This is a genomic window from Afipia birgiae 34632, assembly GCF_000308295.2.
GTDB classification, from domain to species: Bacteria; Pseudomonadota; Alphaproteobacteria; order Rhizobiales; family Xanthobacteraceae; genus Afipia; species Afipia birgiae.
This window is the reverse complement of record NZ_HG326652.1, coordinates 1,161,085-1,182,256: the sequence shown is the minus strand read 5'-3', so window position 1 is coordinate 1,182,256 and position 21,172 is coordinate 1,161,085. Positions and strand designations below refer to the sequence as shown.

The 21,172-nt window shown below is 61.7% G+C and carries 18 protein-coding genes and 2 tRNA genes; 12 read left to right on the top strand and 8 right to left on the bottom strand.

What is annotated here, in order from left to right:
* The first annotated feature begins 39 nt into the window (after positions 1 to 39).
* The 3 genes from BN32_RS05700 to BN32_RS05690 all read left to right on the top strand — a co-directional run bounded on the left by BN32_RS05700 (position 40) and on the right by BN32_RS05690 (position 5,967).
* Positions 40 to 3,150 carry an efflux RND transporter permease subunit gene (locus BN32_RS05700; protein WP_019197163.1) on the top strand — a complete coding sequence of 1,037 codons (3,111 nt, stop codon included), beginning with the start codon at positions 40 to 42 and terminating at the stop codon, positions 3,148 to 3,150.
* Between the two features lie 60 nt (positions 3,151 to 3,210).
* Positions 3,211 to 5,142, top strand: a complete 1,932-nt coding sequence (locus tag BN32_RS05695) for an ABC transporter ATP-binding protein/permease (protein WP_019197162.1) — start codon at positions 3,211 to 3,213, stop codon at positions 5,140 to 5,142.
* 66 nt (positions 5,143 to 5,208) lie between these two features.
* A complete protein-coding gene (locus BN32_RS05690; RefSeq protein ID WP_019197161.1) occupies positions 5,209 to 5,967 on the top strand; it encodes a tRNA-uridine aminocarboxypropyltransferase in 759 nt (252 codons plus the stop codon).
* A 158-nt stretch (positions 5,968 to 6,125) separates the two neighbouring features.
* Here the strand turns inward: BN32_RS05690 and BN32_RS05685 are convergent, their stop codons facing one another.
* The 7 genes from BN32_RS05685 to BN32_RS05660 form a co-directional block, all read right to left on the bottom strand.
* Positions 6,126 to 7,658, bottom strand: coding sequence for a porin (locus tag BN32_RS05685; RefSeq protein WP_019197160.1), 1,533 nt, complete (start codon positions 7,656 to 7,658; stop codon positions 6,126 to 6,128).
* A gap of 130 nt (positions 7,659 to 7,788) precedes the next feature.
* Positions 7,789 to 7,950 (bottom strand): hypothetical protein, encoded by a 162-nt coding sequence (locus BN32_RS27230; RefSeq protein WP_019197159.1) that lies wholly within the window; start codon positions 7,948 to 7,950, stop codon positions 7,789 to 7,791.
* Between the two features lie 33 nt (positions 7,951 to 7,983).
* The gene (locus BN32_RS05680; RefSeq protein ID WP_040426028.1) at positions 7,984 to 8,289 is read right to left on the bottom strand and encodes a hypothetical protein; all 306 of its coding nucleotides are present in this window, start codon (positions 8,287 to 8,289) and stop codon (positions 7,984 to 7,986) included.
* A gap of 118 nt (positions 8,290 to 8,407) precedes the next feature.
* Positions 8,408 to 8,482 (bottom strand) — tRNA-Asn (locus tag BN32_RS05675).
* A gap of 104 nt (positions 8,483 to 8,586) precedes the next feature.
* Positions 8,587 to 8,660 (bottom strand) — tRNA-Cys (locus BN32_RS05670).
* Between the two features lie 127 nt (positions 8,661 to 8,787).
* Complete coding sequence (locus BN32_RS05665; protein ID WP_019197157.1) at positions 8,788 to 9,075, bottom strand: hypothetical protein; 288 nt, start codon at positions 9,073 to 9,075, stop codon at positions 8,788 to 8,790.
* Positions 9,072 to 9,740, bottom strand: a complete 669-nt coding sequence (locus BN32_RS05660; protein ID WP_019197156.1) for a hypothetical protein — start codon at positions 9,738 to 9,740, stop codon at positions 9,072 to 9,074. Before BN32_RS05660 ends, BN32_RS05665 begins: the two co-directional genes overlap by 4 nt.
* 362 nt (positions 9,741 to 10,102) lie before the next feature.
* On the opposite strand from BN32_RS05660, the gene BN32_RS05655 reads away from it, so the two are divergent.
* The 6 genes from BN32_RS05655 (at position 10,103) to BN32_RS05630 (ending at position 18,159) form a co-directional block, all read left to right on the top strand.
* A complete protein-coding gene (locus BN32_RS05655) occupies positions 10,103 to 10,768 on the top strand; it encodes a protein-L-isoaspartate O-methyltransferase family protein (RefSeq protein ID WP_040425486.1) in 666 nt (221 codons plus the stop codon).
* A gap of 193 nt (positions 10,769 to 10,961) precedes the next feature.
* Positions 10,962 to 12,374, top strand: a complete 1,413-nt coding sequence (locus BN32_RS05650) for a TolC family outer membrane protein (protein WP_040425484.1) — start codon at positions 10,962 to 10,964, stop codon at positions 12,372 to 12,374.
* 265 nt (positions 12,375 to 12,639) lie between these two features.
* A complete protein-coding gene (locus BN32_RS05645; RefSeq protein ID WP_019197153.1) occupies positions 12,640 to 13,419 on the top strand; it encodes a PopZ family protein in 780 nt (259 codons plus the stop codon).
* A 219-nt stretch (positions 13,420 to 13,638) separates the two neighbouring features.
* The gene (locus tag BN32_RS05640; protein WP_019197152.1) at positions 13,639 to 16,497 is read left to right on the top strand and encodes a valine--tRNA ligase; all 2,859 of its coding nucleotides are present in this window, start codon (positions 13,639 to 13,641) and stop codon (positions 16,495 to 16,497) included.
* Positions 16,494 to 17,660, top strand: a complete 1,167-nt coding sequence (locus BN32_RS05635) for an MFS transporter (RefSeq protein WP_019197151.1) — start codon at positions 16,494 to 16,496, stop codon at positions 17,658 to 17,660. The genes BN32_RS05640 and BN32_RS05635 overlap by 4 nt, the downstream gene beginning before the upstream one ends.
* Before the next feature lie 112 nt (positions 17,661 to 17,772).
* Complete coding sequence (locus BN32_RS05630; RefSeq protein ID WP_019197150.1) at positions 17,773 to 18,159, top strand: VOC family protein; 387 nt, start codon at positions 17,773 to 17,775, stop codon at positions 18,157 to 18,159.
* Between the two features lie 297 nt (positions 18,160 to 18,456).
* Here BN32_RS05630 and BN32_RS05625 read toward each other — a convergent pair whose 3' ends face one another.
* Entirely contained in the window at positions 18,457 to 19,053 is a 597-nt protein-coding gene (locus BN32_RS05625) for a DNA-3-methyladenine glycosylase (RefSeq protein ID WP_019197149.1), read from the bottom strand.
* 139 nt (positions 19,054 to 19,192) lie between these two features.
* On the opposite strand from BN32_RS05625, the gene lipA reads away from it, so the two are divergent.
* The 3 genes from lipA to BN32_RS25985 are packed head-to-tail and all read left to right on the top strand — an operon-like array spanning position 19,193 to position 21,154.
* A complete protein-coding gene (lipA, locus tag BN32_RS05620; RefSeq protein ID WP_019197148.1) occupies positions 19,193 to 20,155 on the top strand; it encodes a lipoyl synthase in 963 nt (320 codons plus the stop codon).
* Between the two features lie 16 nt (positions 20,156 to 20,171).
* Complete coding sequence (locus tag BN32_RS05615) at positions 20,172 to 20,684, top strand: AAA family ATPase (RefSeq protein WP_040425482.1); 513 nt, start codon at positions 20,172 to 20,174, stop codon at positions 20,682 to 20,684.
* Positions 20,684 to 21,154, top strand: coding sequence for a type II toxin-antitoxin system RatA family toxin (locus BN32_RS25985; protein WP_244438094.1), 471 nt, complete (start codon positions 20,684 to 20,686; stop codon positions 21,152 to 21,154). Before BN32_RS05615 ends, BN32_RS25985 begins: the two co-directional genes overlap by 1 nt.
* Positions 21,155 to 21,172: the final 18 nt, after the last annotated feature.

Below are 21,172 nucleotides of genomic sequence, written 5' to 3'. Positions count from 1 at the left end.
CTGCAAAATGAAGCAAACGTCGGATACAGGACACTAGGAATGGCGTCGCTTTCCGAACCATTCATCCGCAGGCCCGTCGGCACCACGCTGCTGGCAATCGGCCTGTTTCTGGTCGGAGCGGTCGCCTACAATTTCCTGCCGGTTGCGAGCATTCCATCGGTCGATTTCCCGTCGATCCGGGTGTCGGCTTCGCGTCCCGGCGCCGATCCGACGATCATGTCGTCCACCGTCGCTGCGCCGCTGGAACGGCGGCTCGGTGAAATCTCCGGCATCGATCAGATCACATCGACCAGTTCACTGGGCACCACCAGCATCTCGCTTCAGTTCGCCATCGGCCGCAACATCGATCGCGCGGCGCGCGACGTGCAGGCCGCGATCAATGCGTCGCTGGCCGATTTGCCGACCGATCTGCCGACGCTGCCGAATTTCCGAAAGGCCAATCCTGCCGCGTCTCCGGTGCTGATCATCGCGCTGACCTCTAAAACCATGCTGCCGAGCGCGATCTATGACGTTGCTGACACGGTCATCGCCCAGCGCATTTCACAGGTGCCCGGCGTGGGCGAGGCGACGGTGAGCGGCGCGGACCAGCCGGCTATTCGCGTTCAGCTCAGTCCCGGTGCACTGGCCACGGCCGGCATTGCCAGCGACGATGTTCGCAATGCCATTATCAACGCCAATGCGATTGGCCCCGTCGGAGCCTTCAACGGTCCGGTGCTCGGCGAGACGCTCGCAGCGAATCCTCAGATGCGCACGGCGGCCCAGTTCCGCGATATCGTCATCAAGGCCGCCAACGGCAATTTCGTGAAACTGTCCGACGTCGCGACCGTCCTCGATGCGACGCGCAACAGCCGCTCCATTGCATGGTTCAACAAGCAGCCTGCCGTTCTGATCCTGATCACCAAGCAGCAGGACGCCAACGTCATCGAGACCGTCGATCGCGTGAAAGCATTGCTGCCCGAGTTGAAGCAATGGATTCCGGGCGGCGTCGAGATTTCAATTCTCTCGGATCGCACGGGAACCATTCGCGCCAACGTGGAGGACATGGAGTGGACGCTGGGAGCGACCGCTGTTCTGGTCATGCTCGTGGTATTCGTGTTCGTGCGCCGGATCACGCCGACCATCGCGGCGGGCATTTCCGTGCCGCTGGCGCTGGCGGGCACATGCGCGATGATGTGGGTCGCAGGGTTTTCGATCAACAATCTGTCGCTGATGGCGCTGGCGGTCTCAGTGGGTTTCGTGGTGGACGATGCCATCGTCATGATCGAGAACATGTACCGCAATCTCGAAGAGGGCATGAAGCCCTATCAGGCGGCGTTGCTCGGCGCGAAGCAGATCGGATTCACCGTTTTGTCGATCAGCATTTCGCTGGTTGCAGCGTTTACCCCGCTGATTTTCATGGAAGGCATCATCGGGCGGCTGTTCCGCGAATTCTCGCTGACACTGACCTTCGCCATTCTGGTCTCGATGGTGGTGTCGCTGACCGTGACGCCGATGATCTGTGCGCACTACATCAAATCCACGATCTCGCCGGACGCGACATGGTTCGACCGGCTGGTCGAAGGCAGCCTGTCGCGCATCGTGCGGTTCTATGAGCGAACCCTGCACGTTGTATTGCGCTTGCCGGTCCTGACCATGCTGGTGTTTGTCGCGACCATCGCACTGACAGTGACGCTCTATATCAAGTCGCCGAAGGGCTATTTCCCGACGGATGACAGCGGCCTCGTGATCGGGGCGACGCGCGCGTCACCGGATGTCTCGTTCCAGGCCATGCTTGGTCTCCAGCAACGGATCGCAGATATCGTGATGGCCGATCCGGCTGTCGCGGGCGTCGGATCCAGCCTCGGCGGCAGTGGCGGGCCGGGCGGAGGCGGCGCAAATCGCGGAACGATGTTCATCAGCCTGAAGGATCTCGACCAGCGCGGCGGTCTGACGACCACGCAGGTGATCGATCGTCTCCGGCGGAACCTCGGCACGGTGCCGGGCATCCGGCTGTTCATGTTCGCGGCCCAGGATCTGCGGGCGGGCGGACGCCAGAGCGACTCCAGCTATCAGTATACGCTGATCAGTTCGGATCTGGATCTGCTGTCGAAGTGGGCGCCGATCGTTGCGAAGAAATTCGAAAGCGTCGAAGGCATCACGGACATTTCGAGTGACCGCGACGCCGCCGGTCTGGCGCTGAACCTGTCGATCGACCGGAAGATGGCCGCCAGTCTCGGTGTTCAGGTTCAGGACATCGACAACGCCTTGAACAATGCGTTCTCGCAGCGGCAGATATCGACCATCTACACGCAACGTAACCAGTACAAGATTATTCTGGAGGTCGATCCGCGGTTGCAGGGCGATCCGTCGGCGCTCGATAAAATCTATGTGGCGGGCGCGGGCGATGCCCAGGTCCCGCTGTCGGCAGTGGTCAGGATGGAGCGCGGGCTGTCGCCGCTCTCCGTCTATCATCAGGCCTCGTTCCCTTCGAACACGATCTCGTTCAACGTTCCGGACGGCGTGCCGCTGCAAACCGCGACCGACAACGTCCTGCGTGCGGTCGAGGAGCTGCACATGCCTGAAGGCATTCGCGGCGAGTTCGCCGGCAATGCGGCCGACAGTCAGAAAACCGCGAACCGCCAGCCTTTGCTGATCCTCGGCGCGCTGATCGCGGTCTATATCGTTCTCGGCGTTCTGTATGAAAGCCTCGCGCATCCGCTGACGATCATTTCGACATTGCCGTCCGCGGGCCTCGGCGCTTTGCTGGCCCTGCAGATCACCAACACGCCGCTCACGGTGATCGCGTTTATCGGCATCATCCTTCTCATCGGCATCGTGAAGAAGAACGGCATCATGATCGTCGACTTCGCGCTGGAGGGCGAACGGCATCGCGGTCTGTCGTCGGAGGACGCGATCTTCGAGGCCTGCCTCGCACGCTTCCGGCCGATCCTGATGACCACCATGGCGGCATTGCTGGCTGCCGTTCCGCTGGTGCTTGCGACGGGGCCGGGGACAGAACTGCGCCGGCCGCTCGGCATCACCATTATCGGCGGGCTGATCGTGTCGCAGATCCTGACGCTCTACACCACGCCGGTGATCTATCTTCTGATCGACCGGCTGCGGCGGCGGGAGCGGCAAACGCCGGTGACGGACGCTGCACCGGCCGAGTAGGAACTTTGCGGCAGTGCACAGCGCGCAGGAACTTTAGGGTTCCATTCGCGTTGGGCCGGTATGAATAGACCGCCAATTCAAGAAGTTGTCGCCGAAACCGGAGAGCCGGTTGAAGCCCCGCCACCCGAACTGCTCGAACCCGAACCGGGGTTGTCGGCCGAGGAGATCGAACAGCTCAAACGCGATTACCTGCTGACCCGTTTCTGGATCAGCGCGCGCGGATTTTGGGGCTCCGGCGGAGGCCGCCTGGCGTGGCTTCTGAGCATCGGCCTGATCGCTCTCATCGTCCTGCAAATCACGTTTCAGTACGGCATCAACGTCTGGAACAGGTCGATCTTCGACGCGATCGAGAAGAAAGACTCCGCCAAGGTCTTCTATCTGACGGGCGTGTTCTTTCCGCTCGCGATCGGCAGCATTGTTATTGGCGTCGTGCAGGTGTTTGCGCGCATGAATATTCAGCGGCGCTGGCGCGCGTGGCTGACAAACTCCGTTGTGTCGCGATGGCTGACCAACGGACGCTACTATCAGCTCAATCTGGTCGACGGCGATCACCAGAACCCGGAATACCGGATCGCCGAGGATCTGCGGGTGGCGACCGACGCGCCGGTCGATTTCGCCGCAGGCGTCACGCAGGCGTTTCTCTCGGCCGCCACCTTCATCGTCGTGTTGTGGACCATCGGCGGCGCGCTGACAGTGTCAGTCGGAGGCAGCACCGTTACCATTCCGGGCTTCCTCGTGATCGCGGCCGTCATGTATGCGGCGATCGCCAGCGGCTCGATGATGATCATCGGCCGCAATTTTGTTTCCGTATCCGAGAGCAAGAACCAGGCTGAAGCGGAGTATCGCTACGCGCTGACCCGCGTGCGTGAAAACGGCGAAAGCATCGCACTGCTCGGCGGCGAAGAGGAAGAACGTTCGGGAATCGACAAGTCGTTCGGCAATGTTCTGCGGCAATGGGCGCGAATTTGCGGGCAGCATATGCGCACCACCATTGTGTCGCAGGGATCCAGCCTGATTGCGCCGGTGATTCCGATCCTGCTGTGCGCCCCGAAGTTTCTGGAAGGAAGCATGTCGCTGGGACAGGTCATGCAGGCGGCCTCGGCATTCACGATCGTGCAGGCCGCGTTCGGCTGGCTGGTGGACAATTATCCGCGCCTTGCGGAATGGAACGCGGGCGCGCGGCGCATCGCGTCGCTGATGATGTCGATTGACGGTCTGGAGCGCGCCGAAACCGGTGATGGCATCAACCGCATCCAGCGCGGCGAAACCGAGGGCGATGCGATGCTCCGCCTGAACGAACTGTCTGTCACGTTGAACGACGGCACCGCTGTCGTCGGGGAGTCGGAAGTGGTGATCGAGCCCGGTGAGCGTGTTCTTGTTGCCGGTGAATCCGGCACCGGAAAGAGCACACTGGTGCGCGCCATTGCCGGTTTGTGGCCGTGGGGCGGCGGCAGCGTCGATTTTCATCCCGACCGCAGGATTTTCATGTTGCCGCAAAAGCCGTATGTGCCGTTCGGCACGCTGCGGCGCGCGATCGCCTATCCCGGCGCGGCCGAGGACTGGACTGTCAAACAGATGGCGGAGACGCTTGAGAAAGTCGGGCTGGCGCATCTGAAGGAAAAGATCGAAGAGGATGCCCCGTGGGACCAGACATTGTCCGGCGGCGAAAAGCAGCGGCTGGCATTCGCACGGTTGTTTCTACATCGGCCCGACATCATCGTCCTTGATGAGGCGACATCCGCGCTCGACGAACCCGGGCAGGACAAGATGATGGGGCTGCTCCACGAGGAACTGAAGGACGCGACAATCATCAGCGTTGCACATCGCCCGGAACTGGAAGAATTCCACAGCCGCAAGATTACGCTGGAGCGTCGCAAGGGCGGCGCGAAACTCGTCAGCGACATCGATTTGATCCCGCGCGGCGGCAAGCGGCGCTTGTTGGGCCGATGGCTGAGAAGGCGCCAGCTTCCAGCACCAGGGAGCGCCCCCTGACGGAATCTCGTCGAGCGATGCCTTGGCAGGTTGCCGTCATCCGGCGCGCAGCGTATAGCCGGACGCATGTCAAAATCCGCCAAAACCAAGCCGGCCGCCGACGCGCCCGAAGAGATCGAAGAGTGCCCCCGCTGCGGCAAGCCGCTGCCGCTGTGCATCTGCGACAGCGTGACGCCGATTGCTAACCGGGTCGAACTTCTGATCCTGCAGCATCCGCAGGAGCAGGACAGGGCGCTTGGAACGGCGCGGCTGACGGCGCAGCATTTCCAGAAGGTGACCCACAAGATCGGCCTGTCGTGGCCGAGCCTGTCCAAGGCGCTGGGCCGCTCCGTCGATCCGCTCGACTGGGCCATCCTCTATCTCGGCTCGGCGAAGGTCGCCGACCTCGCGACCGAACGCGATCTCGTCGCGATCGATCGCAAGGGTGAGATCGAGGATAGCCAGCGATCGATCCTGAAAGATATCGAGGGCGTCGTGCTGCTCGACGGGACGTGGAGCCAGGCCAAGGCGCTCTGGTGGCGCAATGCGTGGATGCTGAAATGCCGGCGTATCATCCTTGGACCGGCGAATCCATCGCACTATGGCAAGCTTCGCAAGGAGCCGCGCCGCGACGGGCTGTCGACCATCGAGGCTGCGGGAATGGTGCTCAGCAGGCTTGAAGGACGCCCGGAGATCGAAACAGAACTCAATGCGACGTTCCAGCGGATGCTGACGCAATATCGCGCGGTTCAGTCGACGATGCCGGAACTGGCGCCGAAGCCGAAGAAGCGCGACTACCGGCGTCCGGAAAACCGGCGAGGCAAGGGCGCCAAGGCATCGGCCTGATCCTGATTGTCGGCAAGCGCGGCCAATAGACCAAAGCTTTCGTCATTGCGAGCGCAGCGAAGCAATCCAGAAAACAACAAGGAAGACTGGATTGCTTCGTCGCTAACGCTCCTCACAATGACGAAGCAGGGAGCATGTACGCTGTTCGCAACGGGCAATCAGAACGTTCGGCGGACACCGACGGTCCCTGAGATGATGCCCTGGTCCTTGAAGTCATAGACGGCGGTCGGCTTGAAGGTGCCGGTCAGTGGACCGGGGTTCGCCAGTGTTTGCGATCCGGAGTGCGACTGGTCGAGCATCGTGTACATCACCTCCACCCCGAACGTGAGGTTCTTGACAGGGGTCCATGCCGTGCGCGTGCCGATCTGCCAGATGCTGAAATCCGGATTGCAGGTGAATCCATTCGACTTCGGGGACAGAGCTGTAAACAGGGCGCAGAACGCAGCGGTGCCGCTCGCATTGTAGTCGATACGCGAGTAGGTGCCGAACACGCCTGTCTGCCAGGCAGGCGACCAGTTGTGCAGGAAGCCGCCTCGGAACCCCCATCCGGTTGACTTCTCGATCCGGCTGCCCGTTGTGTAGACGCCGTCCAGCAGCGACAGCACCGCCATGCCCTGATAGCTGCCGGCGAAATTCGTGCCGCTGCTGAAAGCATCGAAATTCGTCCCGGTTACGCCGCCGATAAGATACTTCGCGGCGCCGTCGACGTAGGTGAAATCCAGCGACAGCTTGTCACCGGGGCCGGTTGGCAGATCCCTCAACTGAAGCCCGCCCATGACAGCGAAGCCCCAGACGTCGTTCGGGTGGCCGTTCGGTTCGACCGGTGCGGCGCCGGCGGGTCCGGCGTAGTAGTTCGCATGAACGTTATGCGCGGCGGCGGACAGTTGCGCTGTGAAGGATTTCTGGTCGATCCGGATGTTGCCGACGAAATCAGGAGCAACATTCCCGCCGTACGAGTTGGTGAAGACGCCGCTGAACACGCCCGTGGCAGGTTGTGTCAGGCTGGCATTGAGCAAGACAGCGCGGTTGATAACGCGGTTGTCTTCAACTGCGACCGAGGCGGAGACGTCGTTGCCGAATTCCCACGTATAGGCGAGCTGCGTGATGCCGTTGATGTTGTCATAGCCGCCGATCAGGAAGGACGTGCTGCTGTTCGCACCGGAAGACCCCCACGGCGTTTGAAAGACCGACACGGCCTTACCAAGCGTGAAGCCCGCGAACTGAACGAAGCCGTAGTCCAGTGTCAGGACGCCCGTGTCGGGAGCCGCGCCGGTATCGAACTGAAATCGTGGATTCATGTAGATGCGCACCACACCGTATTCGGTCTGTGTGCGGGTATCGATCTGCAGCTCCGTGCGCATGCGGGTCGTGAAGTAATCGCGATCCCGTGACTGGGTGCCTTCGGCGTTGCCTTGGTCCCAGGCGGGCTTGTTGTAGTTTCCGCCGTTGAAGTTCGCGTCGGCCCGTATGTAGCCGCTCAGCTTGATGCAGGTGTCTGTGCCGGGGATGTAGTAGTAACCGGCGCCGTACAGGGAACAGATCTTCACATACTCGACGGCCTTCGCTTTGACCGGCAGATCGGCTGCGGACGCTCCCGTGATCGCGGCGAAACCAGCCGCCGCTCCAAGTGCGAGATTTCTGATCGTGTACGTTCGCCTTTCGGAGCTGTTCACTGAATGGGTGATGCGCATCGACTCAGCCCCCGGAGGTAACATTTGCGGATTGTTACCGAGCGATGACATGGCAGCAAGTGCAGGGAAGCCACATGGCTCGCCGGGAAGAGGTCGCGGTCTTTTCGCTATGGAACTCGCCGCGGCGGGGTTAGCGCCATCCGGCATTCTGAGCCAGCAACACGCCGACGATGACCGCAAGCGTCACCGCCGTTGCGATCAGCATCGACCGCCCGCCCATGCCGCGGCCGATCCACCACAGAAGCGCCGCGCCCATCAGGATCGGAACAATGATATCCAGGGGTGAGTTCATTCCAAGACTTCCTGAGATGACTTCCTGCGATGACTAGGGCTGTCCGTTCTTCCGGCCCAGCCACTTTCGTTCGGCCCAGCCAAGCGCGTTGGCCAGCGGCCGCTGCAGGAACGGCACGTCCTGAGCAATCAGCATAAGGCCAAGCGGCAGCATCCAGAGGCCCAGAACGGGCAGGAAACTGAAAATTCCGCCAACGACAAGGAGAAAGGCGAGGGGAATCCTCACCCAACGCGATGACGGTTGACGCAACCAGCGTATGAAACGGGCCCCCTTTTCCGGAAGCCGGTTCGCGATCCATTCAAAGTGGCGGTCGAGTTCGGCCCTGGATTCTGCGCTCACTTCAAAAACCGCCTGTTCCACCCTGGATTGCCCGCCGCGCCATCAAGGGCAGCTATGCACAGGCGCAATCCCCCGCAAGGCGGGAGTGGATCAAGGTCAGCTAAGTGATTGATTTGATTGGCTCCCCGGGCTGGATTCGAACCAGCGACCATTCGATTAACAGTCGAATGCTCTACCGCTGAGCTACCGAGGAATACTGCTGAAGCAGCAATGGGCCGCCTATAGCAAAGGCCCTGAGTCTTGCAAAGCGTAAATCGCCCAAAAATGAGAGAGATGGGTGAATGGCTAAGAGAATGTTGGAGGCCACGACCGGAATTGAACCGGTGTACACGGTTTTGCAGACCGTTGCGTCACCACTCCGCCACGTGGCCCCACTCGCGCGACTAGTTACAAGGGCACAGGCACTTATGCAATCCCGTGACCGGGGCTCGTCTTTATGCCGCAGCCGAGCCCGGTTGGGCGGATTTGCGGCGGTGATAACCGTGCCCTCGATTCGAGCTAGCTGCTGCTTCTGGCGTTGCTTGCCGTGATCACCTTCATCAGGGCTTCGACCGGAAAACCACTGCGATGCATCGTGCAGAGGACGTCGATCATCTGGTCGCTGGGTTCATTCGCGGACATCAACGCCGCGCGCACTTCGGGCGGCAGGTCGTCGAACTCACCCATCTGCCGCCGGACAGCCGACAGGCCGCTCGCGGACAGCGCGCCATGGTCTGAGCCGGGCAGGGATTGGCCCGGGCCGGACGCCGGTGTTCCGCCGGACCGTTTGCGCTGATCTTTCCTCATTTGAATGTGTTGGCCGCGACGTCGTAGGTCCAGGTGAGGCGTCCGTCGGTGAAGATGACGGAGCGGAATCCGAGATCACGCGCCTTGTTGAAGATCTTCCCGGATTCCGCGAGGTTGAGAACCGTCGGGCGATCCATCTTGAAATACTTGTAGTTCAACACCGTCTCGTGCTCGCCGGACGTACTGATGTCCATTGAAAGTCCCCGGCGCAGCATCTGCTTGCGGGTATCCGCTGCAAATTTCTTGCGGCCGTCGACGTTGCCGCTCAGCGAATCCAATCTGGCGTCGATGTTGTTGGTGCCGAGCTTGCGGACATATTCGCGCTCGTTCTTCTGCATCGCCGCCAGCAGCTTCTTCGCCCGTGGAGCTTCCGGAGCAGACGGATCGATCGACTTGAGGTCGGCTTTGGCGGCGTAATAGTCGGCCAGCGCCGGGAGTTTCTGCCCACGTTTGACGGAAGCATCTCCGAGCGCCTTCATGACAGCGGCAGCGCGCTCGATCATTTTCTTGCGCTTTGGAACCTGTTGGTCCGCGGTGTCCGCCGGTGCTGCGGTTGCCGTTTGCGCAGGTGCGGGCGCGATGCTCGCGCAGATCAGCAGCGCGGCCAGCGGCAAATCGCGAACCCGGAAACGGAACGCAGATCGTGTCGTGTCGTGTGTCATCATTCCCAGCCTTCGATCCCCACCGCATGCTGTCATGCTCGGGGATTTCATACCATAGACAGACTTGCGACTTGCACCTGGTGGTCCCGATTCTAACATTCGCATCCGTTTCGGCAGACAACTTTGCGAATGTTAGAATCGAAGGACCACTGGCAAATATGAGTTTCTAGTGGAGCTTTGGATTTGACATTCGCGTTGCGAATTTGCGACGGAGTGGGTCGCGAATGTCAAATCCGCTCCACTAGCAGGCTTGCAACGTATTCGGCCTTGCAGCAAATATGCCTGCGCCGGGCAACGTCGATCCGGCTAGGCCTTGTGACCTTGTCCCTGTGACCTAATCAGTGTTCCTGTCTTGAGGTTATCCCATGTCAGATTTCACGGCCTCGCGGCAGAATATGGTCGACTGTCAGGTGCGGCCCAGCGACGTCACCGACCTGCGCATTATCGATGCGATGCTCGCGGTCCCGCGTGAAACATTTGTGCCGGATGGCAAGCGGGCCATCGCCTACCTGGATCTGGATATCGACGTTGCTGCAGACGGGCAGCCGAAACGCCACCTGATCAAGCCGGCGGTGCTCGCAAAGATGCTGCAGGCTGCTGCGATCTCCGAAACGGACCGCGTGCTGGTGGTCGGTTGCGCGAGCGGCTATTCGGCGGCCGTTCTTTCCCATCTCGCCGCGGAAGTGTTCGCCACCGAGCCCGACCCGTCGCTGGCTGCCGCAGCGAAGAAGAATCTGGCCGGTCTGGGTCTCGCCAACGCGACTGTCACCGCCGCCGCCCCGGCCGAGGGCGACCGCGCCCACGCGCCGTACGACGTCATTGTCATGGACGGCGCGACCGAAGTTGAGCCTCAGGGGCTCTATGAGCAGCTGAAGATGGGCGGCCGGCTTGTCGGCGTCTTTGCCACCAGGACGCCCCCACGGGCCACCCTGGTTGCGCGCTCTCCGTCGGATTTCGGGAACCGGGTGCTTTTTGACGCCTCTGCGCCGGTTTTGACGGGTCTTGAGCGCCGTCCAGCGTTTACATTCTAGGATCGTTTTCCTTGGAACTGCGCAGGTGTGGCTACAATGTCCCAGCCACACTGTTTCGACCGCAAGTGGTTACCTTGGGGTTTCACCGGGTTGAACCGATGCATAGACTTACGCGGAACGGGCAAAGGCGACTCAGAGACCCGGTATCCGCGCGCCTTAATGGCGAGCGGAACCGGTTTGGGGATATGACGTAATGCAAGCTAAAAATCGGACGAAACTCAGTGCGGGTGTCGCGCTTGCGGCCCTCTTGATGGGCTCGGTCATGACAACTCCTGTCATGGCTGACACCATTGATGCCGCGCTGGTGCGAGCCTACCAGAACAACCCGCAGCTGAACGCGCAGCGCGCATCGGTCCGCGCGACCGACGAAAGCGTGCCACAGGCATTGTCCGGCTATCGTCCGCGCGTCGCTGTCACCGCCAGCGCAGGCACCCAGTACACCGAGACCCAGACCAACACGCAGGTCGGCGGACGATTGAGCGAAATCGGCCTGCGCGGCGTCAACGCACCGCGTTCGGTCGGCGCGACAGTCACCCAGACACTGTACAACGGCGGCCAGACCGGCAATCGCACGCGAGCCGCGGAAAGCCAGGTTTCGGCATCGCGCGAAGGGTTGCGCGTCCTCGAACAGACCGTGCTGTTCTCGGCTGCGACCGTCTACATGGATTACCTGCGCGACGCCGCGATCGTCGAAGTGCAGAAGAGCAACGTCCGCGTGCTCGAGCAGACCCTCAAGCAGACCCGCGATCGTTTCAATGTCGGCGAAGTGACGCGCACCGACGTCGCGCAGTCCGAAGCCCAGCTTGCCGCGGGCAAGACTCAGCTTCTGACAGCGGAATCCAACCTGACGACGACGCGCGCGAATTTCCGCCGCATCATCGGCAACGATCCTGTCAACCTTGCGCCCGGGTCGCCGGTCGATCGTTTTCTGCCGACCACGCTGAATGCAGCGGTTGATCGCAGCCTGCTGGAAAACCCGAACGTCACGGCGGCCATGTACGGCATCGACGTGAGTTTCCTTCAGGTGAAGGTCAACGAGGGTGCGTTGTTCCCGGTTGTGACCCTTCAGGGCAGCGTGCAGCAGTCTTACGAAAGCACGATGTCGACTTACAAGGCGTTCGGCGCATCCGCCGTCGCCCAGCTGACGGTGCCGGTCTATCAGGGCGGCGCCGAGTACTCGCTGATCCGTCAGTCGAAAGAAACGCTGGCGCAGCAGCGCCTCAACCTCGAACAGGTTCGCGACCAGACCCGCGCCACCGTTGCGCAGGCATGGGGCCAGCTTGTCGCCGGCAAGGCGCAGGTTCAGTCGGCGCAATCGCAGGTGACTGCTTCTGAAATCGCACTCAACGGCGTTCGCGAAGAAGCGCGGGTGGGACAGCGCACCACGCTGGACGTCCTCAATGCGCAGCAGGCGCTGGTGAATGCGCGTGTCGCGCTGGTGACGGCGCAGCACGATCGCGTCGTTGCATCCTACAGCGTGCTCAACTCCATCGGACGTCTGTCGCCGAGTGTCCTGAATCTCGCGACCAACGTCTACGATCCGAGCGTCCACTATCACCAGGTTCGCGATAGCTGGTTCGGCGTCCGGACACCCGACGGCCGCTAATCCCTGAGTGGAGTTGTTGGATTTGATATTCGCGCCGCGAACCTGCGGGCAGGGTGAGCGCGAATGTCAAATCCACACCACCAGGCCGCAGGTTAACCTTCTCTCGTCAGCGCTGTGATCAACCGGCCCGGTACGCAGGCCGTTGCTTGCAATAAATTGTTGCCATGACATACCGTTCTAAAGGGTCGCAAAGCGATTCGTGACGGTGGTGTGCGGCTTTTGCAGGTCACATGGATAGATCGAAGCCGATGATGTGGAGTCGGAGATGACGCAACCGGCAAAGGCGCAGGAGCCCTCGATGGAGGAGATTCTGGCGTCGATCAGGCGCATCATTTCCGATGACGAAGCCAAGCCTGCAGCAGGAGCTGCCGCTGCGGCTCCGCCGGCTGCTGCTCCGGTCGCCGCACCTCAAAAGACCGAAGTTCCCAAGGCGGAAATGTCCCGTCCTGCTCCTGCTCCGGCTCGTCCGGTGATGGCAGGCATTCCGCCATCCAAGATCGCACCGGCCCGGCCAGCTCCGGCGGCGGCTCCTGCCGCTAAACCGGCGCCTGCACCTGCCGCAAAGAACAGCCAGGACGAAATCGACGCGATGATGGCGAGCTTCGATGCGCCCGCCGCGCCGCCGAAGGCCGAAGAGCCGGAAGACGATAACGACGTGTTCGAGTTGACCGAGCAGATGGCGGTGCCTGAACCGGTCCCGCCGTCGTTCAACAAGATCGAACCCGAGGACGATCTGGAGTTCACCGAGTCACCGATGGTTCAAGCCTCACATCACCGCTCGCCCGCGATGGAGTCGCCCAGTTTCATGGCGGCGCCGCGCGAGATGCCATCGCAGCAGATTCTGTCGGGTTCGACGGTGTCGGCAGTCGAGTCCGCTTTCAACGCGCTGCAGAATACTGTCCTGAGCAACAATGCCCGGACGCTGGAGGATCTCGTCAAGGAGATGCTTCGCCCGATGCTGAAGTCCTGGCTGGACGACAATCTGCCCAATCTGGTCGAGCGGATCGTCAAGGCCGAGATCGAACGGGTCTCCCGCGGCCGCTAATCGTTTGCATCAACGCAATCGAGCCAATCCAGGCAGCTCATCTGGAATCTCGGCTTCCTGGCGTCAAATGCCCGGAATATTGCAGGTTTTGCTTTCAGGGCTGACACCCAATATAGTCGCGCCCGCGTTTCCGAACGCATTCCGGATTTCACGACGCCTGAAAACGCGCTAGAGCGCGCTGGATGCGTTCCAGCGCGATAACCGACGATTGCACGCAAGATGATCGAGAAAAACTACCAGCCCGCCGAGATCGAGAATCGAATTGCCAGCGCCTGGGAAGACGCTGGCGCGTTCAGGGCCGGACGGCCCGAGCGGCAGGGCGCCGAACCCTTCACCATCGTGATCCCGCCGCCGAACGTCACCGGTTCGCTGCACATGGGACACGCGCTGAACAACACGCTGCAGGACATCCTGTGCCGTTTCGAGCGCATGCGCGGCCGCGACGTGCTGTGGCAGCCCGGCACGGATCACGCCGGCATCGCCACGCAGATGGTGGTGGAGCGGCAGTTGATGGAGCGGCAGGAGCCGGGCCGCCGCGACATGGGCCGCGCCGCGTTTCTGGAGCGGGTCTGGAAGTGGAAGGCCGAGTCCGGCGGCGTTATCGTCAATCAGTTGAAGCGCCTCGGCGCGTCGTGTGACTGGTCGCGCGAGCGCTTCACCATGGACGAGGGGCTGTCGCGCGCCGTCGCCAAGGTGTTCGTCGAACTCTACGCACAGGGCTTGATCTACAAGGACAAGCGGCTGGTCAACTGGGACCCGAAATTGCTGACCGCGATTTCGGACCTTGAAGTGCAGCAGATCGAGGTCAAGGGCAGCCTCTGGCATCTGCGTTATCCGCTCGAGGGCGTCGCCTACAACGCGGAAGATCCGTCGACCTACATCGTGGTCGCCACTACGCGCCCCGAGACCATGCTGGGCGATACGGCGGTTGCTGTTAATCCGGACGATGATCGCTACAGGCATCTCGTCGGCAAGAAAGCGGTGCTACCGCTGGTCGGCCGGCTGATTCCAATCGTCGCTGACGACTATTCCGATCCCGAGAAGGGGTCGGGCGCGGTGAAGATCACGCCGGCGCACGACTTCAACGACTTCGAGGTGGGCCGCCGTCACAACCTGCCGTCGATCAGCGTGCTCGATCAGGAAGGGCGCATGGCGCTCACCGCCAACGAAGACTATCTGCGGGGCCTTCCCGAAGCGGCATTGATCTTCGCCGAAGAACTCGACGGCAAGGACCGCTTCGCCGCGCGCAAGCTCATTGTCGCGAAGCTGGAAGAGGCCGGTTTCCTCGACAAGATCGAGCCCAACACACACATGGTGCCGCACGGCGACCGCTCCGGCGTCGTTATCGAGCCTTATCTGACCGACCAGTGGTACGTCGACGCCAAGACTTTGGCCGCGCCCGCCATTGCGGCCGTGCGCAGCGGCGAGACGGTGTTCGTGCCGAAGAACTGGGAGAAGACCTACTTCGAGTGGATGGAAAACATCCAGCCGTGGTGCATCTCGCGCCAGCTCTGGTGGGGACATCAGATCCCGGCATGGTACGGGCCGGACGGCAAGGTGTTCGTTGCCGAGACCGAGGACGAAGCCGTCGGCAAGGCGCTCGGCTATTACGTCGAGCAGGAAGTCATCACCGCGGAGCAGGGCCATGACATGGCCGTCGACCCGGCGAAGCGTGAAGGCTTCATCACGCGCGACGAAGACGTGCTGGACACGTGGTTCTCGTCGGCGCTGTGGCCGTTCTCGACCCTCGGCTGGCCTGACACCGACGTCGACGTGAAACGTTACTACCCGACCAACGTTCTCGTCACCGGCTTCGACATCATCTTCTTCTGGGTCGCCCGCATGATGATGATGGGCATGCACTTCATGAAGGACGTGCCGTTCCCGACGGTCTACATCCACGCCCTCGTCCGCGACGAGAAGGGCGCCAAGATGTCGAAGTCGAAAGGCAACGTCATCGATCCGCTGCACCTGATCGACGATTACGGCGCCGACGCGCTGCGCTTCACGCTGGCCGCAATGGCGGCACAGGGCCGCGACATCAAGCTGTCGACCCAGCGCGTCGAAGGCTATCGCAACTTCGCGACCAAGCTCTGGAACGCATCGCGCTTCGCTGAAATGAACGGCTGCGCGCTGGCGGACGGATTCGATCCGTCGAAAGCCAGGGAGACGCTCAACCGCTGGATTGCGCACGAGACTGCGCGGGCCACGCGCGAGGTCACCGAAGCCATTCAGGCCTATCGCTTCAACGACGCGGCCGGCATCATGTACCGCTTCGTCTGGAACATCTATTGCGACTGGTACCTCGAACTCGCCAAGCCTGTGCTGATGGGGGCGGACTCGCCGGCCAAGGCGGAGACGCAGGCCAGCATCGCCTGGGCGCGCGACGAAATCCTGAAGCTCTTGCACCCGTTCATGCCGTTCCTCACGGAAGAACTCTGGGCGGTGACGGCCAAGCGCGACGGGCTTCTCGCCCTCGCGGAATGGCCGCTGAAGGCGCCGGCCGCGCCGATGATCGAGACGGCCATCGCCGGAGACCCGCTGGCCATGCCGGTCATCGTCGTGCCGGCGCCGGAGATCAAGCAGTTCAGCGATCCCGCGGCCGAGGCCGAAATCGGCTGGCTGATCGAACTCATCTCGGCGATTCGCTCAATGCGCGCGGAAATGAACATCCCGCCGGCAACGCTGTTTCCGCTGGTGCTGGTCGGCGCCTCCACCGACATCAAGTCGCGTGCAGAGCGCTGGAGCGACGTGATGAAGCGCCTTGCGCGGCTCGGCGACATTTCGTTTGCCGATCGCGCGCCGGATGGTTCGGTTCAGTTGCTGGTCCGCGGTGAAGTCGCCGCGATCCCGCTGAAGGGCGTGATCGATCTCGCTGCCGAGAAAGTCCGCCTCGACAAGGAACTGGCCAAGGCGGACGCCGATATCAAACGCGTCGACGCCAAGCTCGGTAACGAGAAATTCGTCGCCAACGCGCCGGAAGAAGTGATCGACGAACAGCGCGAGAAGCGCGACGAAGCCGAAGCACGCAAGGCGAAAATTCTCGAAGCATTGGAGCGGCTGAAGGACGTCGCGTGAGCTCGGCACGCTCGACATTCGGCGCGCTTTTTCTTCTTTGGCTCGCAGGGAATGGTCTTCGTCTGACCATCCTTGCGATCCCGCCGGTTCTTGCGCTTATTATTCTCGATCTCAGGCTTTCCGGCACGGAAGTCGGAATTCTCAATGCCATTCCGGTTTTCCTGTTCGCTCTGGTCGCGGTGCCGGGCTCACTGCTGATAGCGCGCGTGGGTGCTGTGCCTGCGCTTATCATCGGGCTTCTCATCGCGGCGGCAGGTTCGGCTTTGCGCGGGTTCGCGACCGACACGTGGATGCTTTACATCACGACCGTGATCATGGCGGCGGGGGTCGCGGTGATGCAGCCGTCGCTGCCGCCGACGGTGCGTCAGTGGGTGCCGGACCGGATCGGCTTTGCCACCGCCGTATATACCAATGGGCTTCTGTGCGGCGAAATCTTCCCGGTGATGCTCGCTGCTGTCATCGTGCCGCTTCTTGCAGGGAGCTGGCGCGCGAGCCTGGTGCTCTGGTCGATCCCGCTCGTGGCGATCGCGCTCATCATTTTCTGGTTTCAGCCCGGCGGCAAAAGCGCGCCGGTCGCACGTCACAACCTCTGGATGCCCGATTGGCACGACCCCTTGCTGTGGAAGGTCGGCCTCATGATGAGCGGGGCCAACCAGCTTTATTTTTGCACCAATGCCTTTCTTCCGGGGTATCTGCTGCAAACAAGCCGCACTGAATTGATTGCTCCGGCTTTGACGGCTCTCAACGCGGGGCAGTTGCCCGCGTCACTCATTCTCCTCGCGATGGCTAGCCGATGGGAGCGCAAGAAGTGGCCTTTGCTCGGTGCCGCAGCGGTAGGGCTTGCGGGCATTGCCGGCGTTCTGATTCCATGGGGACCATGGAGCGTGATCGGATCGGCGGCTCTGATCGGCTTTGCCTGCGCCGTCACGCTGACCCTCACGTTGGCATTGCCGGCTCTGCTGGTCGCACCGGATGATGTGCCGCGGATGTCGGCTGGCGTGTTTACACTTGGCTATGGCCTTGCGATGACGATGTCGGTCATCGGCGGCTTCGCGTGGGACGTCAGCGGGAATGCTGCGTTCGCATTCGTTCCGATTGCCGTCTGGCTGCTGCCGCTCGTCCTCCTGCCTCTGGTGACCGACTTCTCGACGCGCCGCGCCTGAGCGGGATTCGCTGCGGGGCGTTTGATCCCAGCCCCATCGTATCGTCCTGTGGTAGCGTCGTGGCGGCTGGCTGAAACGCCGGAACGAATGACGTAATATCCTGGGGTGACCGATGCTCGATCATGTTTCGATTACCGTCTCCGACATCGCCGCAGCAGAGCGCTTCTATGATGCGATCATGAATGTGCTTGGCGTCGTCAAGGTCGGACGCCGCGATGACTGGCTTGGTTATGGCGAGCGCTCGCGTTCAGCGTATCCGGATCGCGTCTACATCTCGATCCGCAAGGGTGCGAAGCCTGAAGACGCCGCAGGCCGCCACTGGTGCTTCAAGGCAAAGTGGCAAACGCAGGTCGATGCATTCTGGGACGCGGGCATCGCGGCGGGCGGCAGCGACGACGGCGCGCCGGGCCTGCGCAACTATCACGCATCTTATTATGCCGCGTTCCTTCGTGATCCCGACGGCAACCGGATCGAGGCCGTCTGCCACGCGGCGATTTGAGCCGGAATTGTCCCTCTCGTCATTGCGAGCGGAGCGAAGCAATCCAGAGCCAAGGGCAAAGAACTGGATTGCCTCGTTACAAGCGCTCCTCGCAACGACGGCTGACTTGGTCGCTGCCTGCATTCTGATGGATGCATCTTTTCGAGGCTTGCATGCCTTCACGGTCATGCACGCGGCGCATAACGAGCACGCGATCGGTTGGTCGGATGTCGCTGCGCTACAAACATCTCGAATTCCGAGGTGCCGCAGTTACGTCGCCAATTCGCCTTTTGCAGCGAAGTTCGTCACCATTTCGCCTTATGCCGGAAACGGCTTGCTGAGAAACCTCGAGCCCTTCAATCCGTAGCGCCACGGCAGCTCCACCGCCTTGGTAATGCCGATACGGATGCCGCTGACGATCTCGGGCTTTCTGGGCCGCGCGTGAATCGCAATCGGCGGGACGTCGAGCGCGAGGCCGTTGTGCTTGTTGGTCACGGCCATCGCCTCACAGAGTTTGCCCGGTCCTGAACTCAGCGATCGTTCGTCGTGCAATCCGCGCCGCCGCCGCATCGCCGGGATGCCGTGGGTCGGCTCGATCGCGCGGATCAGCACCGCGCTGGCAGAGCCTTCCTTCTCGCAGACAAAGTTCATGCACCAGTGGATGCCATAGGAACGATAGACGTACAGAAATCCCGGCGGGCCGAACATCACCATGTTGCGCGGCGTCGGTCCGTTGAAGGAGTGTGCTGCCGGCTCGGTGTGGTGATAGGCCTCGACCTCGGTGATGATGCCGCCGACGCCGTCCACCAGCAGCGTCGCCCCGATCAGGTCGGGCGCGACCTCATGGACGCTGCGGGCAAAGAATTTGCGCGTCAGCAGGCGTCCGGCAGGGGCTGGAACGCGGTTTTCAGCCATTTATGGGCAGGGGATGTGCGCGGAGGGCCATGCTGGATTGCTTCAGGACGTGATATGCATTCCAGAGTAGCACGGCGCGGACAGCTTGCACCAAGGGATCGGCAGGCTTAGGTAAGTCGAAGGAAATCGCGGGCCTTTCATGGTTGTTCTGATCGATACTGTCTCATCCAATCAGGTGCGTCCGCGCCATCCGGAGAAGGTCAACCGGCCCGATTCGAAGTCGCCGGCGAAACCCGACTGGATTCGGGTGCGCGCCCCGAATTCCCGCGGCTATGCCAACACCCGCAACATCGTCAAGGAAAACGGCCTCGTTACGGTGTGCGAGGAAGCGGGCTGCCCCAACATCGGCGAGTGCTGGGACAAGAAGCACGCCACCTTCATGATCATGGGCGACACCTGCACCCGCGCCTGTGCCTTCTGCAACGTCAAGACGGGAATGCCCGGCGCGCTCGATGCATCCGAGCCGGAGCATGTGGCGCTGGCCGTATCGAAGCTCGGCCTGAACCATGTTGTCATTACCTCGGTGGACCGCGATGATCTCGCCGACGGCGGCGCCGATCATTTTGCGAAAACCATTCGCGCCATCCGCGCGAGCTGCCCGACCACGACCATCGAAATCCTGACGCCGGACTTTCTGCGCAAAGAGGGTGCGCTGGAGCAGGTCGTGGCGGCCAAGCCCGATGTGTTCAACCACAATCTGGAAACCGTGCCGTCGCGCTATCTCACCGTGCGTCCCGGCGCGCGCTACTTCCATTCGATCCGGCTGTTGCAGCGGGTCAAGGAAATGGATCCGGCCATCTTCACCAAGTCCGGCATCATGGTCGGCCTCGGCGAGGAGCGTCACGAAGTGTTGCAGGTGATGGATGACCTGCGTTCGGCAGACGTCGACTTCCTCACCATCGGGCAGTACCTGCAACCGAGCCTCAAGCATCACGCCGTGATGCGCTACGTGACGCCGGACGAATTCGGCGGTTACGAGAAAGTCGCTTACACCAAGGGCTTCCTGATGGTGTCAGCAAGCCCGCTGACGCGTTCGTCGCATCATGCCGGCGAGGATTTCGCGAAACTGCAGGCGGCACGTCAGTCGCGTAGTTTGCGTTGAGACGTTCCGGCGCGTCATGCAGCGTGTTCTTGTGCTAGGCTCTCCCGGATCAGGGAAATCGACTTTCGCGCATCGGCTCGCGGCGGCGGCCGGGATTCCCCTGATGTCGCTCGATGCGCTTTACTGGAAGCCCGGATGGACGCCATCCGATCCGGCCACGTTCAAATCGCGTGTGAAAGATGCGGCCATGAACGAGCGCTGGATCATGGATGGCGGCGAATTTCGGCGTGACCGTGCGGACACCATCATATGGTTCGATCTGCCTCGTCATGTCTGCATGTCGGGAATTCTTGGCCGGATTGCGAAGAGCTACGGCCGCGTCCGGCCGGAGATGGCTGCGGGCTGTCCGGAGCAGTTCGACCTTGAATTCTTCCGTTACGTCTGGACCTTTCGCAAGGAACAGCGAATCGCGTTGATTGCCTATCTTGACGGGCGACGCGCCGATCAGAAACTGCTCCGTTTCACGGAGCGGGCAGAAGCCAACAGCTACCTTGCCGATAAGGAAGCTGCGTCGGCAGGAATACACTGATGCCGCACTTTTCAAACAAGCGCCGCGTGCATCACAGCGCGGATAAAATGTTCGATCTCGTCGCCGACGTCGAGCGCTATCCCGAATTCGTGCCGTTGTGCCAGTCGCTGAAAGTCCGCCAGCGGACGGTGAAGCCTGACGGCCGCGAGGTCATCGTAGCCGACATGACGGTGTCGTTTCAGCTTGTCCGCGAGAAATTTACAAGCCGGGTGACGCTCGATCGTCCGGACCTGAAAATCATGGTCGAATATCTACAAGGTCCGTTCAGCAAGTTCGAGAACCGCTGGACCTTCGAGGCGAAATCCGATGATGCCTGCGTCGTCGGATTCTTTATCGCCTACGAGTTCAAGAGTCGGATACTCGCGGTGCTGATGGGCGCGATGTTCGACGCCGCTTTCCACCGTTTCGCCGCGGCGTTCGAGAAACGCGCGGATGCGATCTATGGGCGGCCGCGCGCGGGCGCTTCTTGAGCGGCGGCTGCGGTCCGC

Bases quoted from the DNA above. Each gene is read 5' to 3' on its own strand.
- BN32_RS05700 (WP_019197163.1), top strand. From the start codon at position 40: ATGGCGTCGCTTTCCGAACCATTCATCCGCAGGCCCGTCGGCACCACG.
- BN32_RS05695 (WP_019197162.1), top strand. From the start codon at position 3,211: ATGAATAGACCGCCAATTCAAGAAGTTGTCGCCGAAACCGGAGAGCCG.
- BN32_RS05690 (WP_019197161.1), top strand. From the start codon at position 5,209: ATGTCAAAATCCGCCAAAACCAAGCCGGCCGCCGACGCGCCCGAAGAG.
- BN32_RS05685 (WP_019197160.1), bottom strand. From the start codon at position 7,658: ATGCGCATCACCCATTCAGTGAACAGCTCCGAAAGGCGAACGTACACG.
- BN32_RS27230 (WP_019197159.1), bottom strand. From the start codon at position 7,950: ATGAACTCACCCCTGGATATCATTGTTCCGATCCTGATGGGCGCGGCG.
- BN32_RS05665 (WP_019197157.1), bottom strand. From the start codon at position 9,075: ATGAGGAAAGATCAGCGCAAACGGTCCGGCGGAACACCGGCGTCCGGC.
- BN32_RS05660 (WP_019197156.1), bottom strand. From the start codon at position 9,740: ATGATGACACACGACACGACACGATCTGCGTTCCGTTTCCGGGTTCGC.
- BN32_RS05655 (WP_040425486.1), top strand. From the start codon at position 10,103: ATGTCAGATTTCACGGCCTCGCGGCAGAATATGGTCGACTGTCAGGTG.
- BN32_RS05650 (WP_040425484.1), top strand. From the start codon at position 10,962: ATGCAAGCTAAAAATCGGACGAAACTCAGTGCGGGTGTCGCGCTTGCG.
- BN32_RS05645 (WP_019197153.1), top strand. From the start codon at position 12,640: ATGACGCAACCGGCAAAGGCGCAGGAGCCCTCGATGGAGGAGATTCTG.
- BN32_RS05640 (WP_019197152.1), top strand. From the start codon at position 13,639: ATGATCGAGAAAAACTACCAGCCCGCCGAGATCGAGAATCGAATTGCC.
- BN32_RS05630 (WP_019197150.1), top strand. From the start codon at position 17,773: ATGCTCGATCATGTTTCGATTACCGTCTCCGACATCGCCGCAGCAGAG.
- BN32_RS05625 (WP_019197149.1), bottom strand. From the start codon at position 19,053: ATGGCTGAAAACCGCGTTCCAGCCCCTGCCGGACGCCTGCTGACGCGC.
- lipA (WP_019197148.1), top strand. From the start codon at position 19,193: ATGGTTGTTCTGATCGATACTGTCTCATCCAATCAGGTGCGTCCGCGC.
- BN32_RS05615 (WP_040425482.1), top strand. From the start codon at position 20,172: ATGCAGCGTGTTCTTGTGCTAGGCTCTCCCGGATCAGGGAAATCGACT.
- BN32_RS25985 (WP_244438094.1), top strand. From the start codon at position 20,684: ATGCCGCACTTTTCAAACAAGCGCCGCGTGCATCACAGCGCGGATAAA.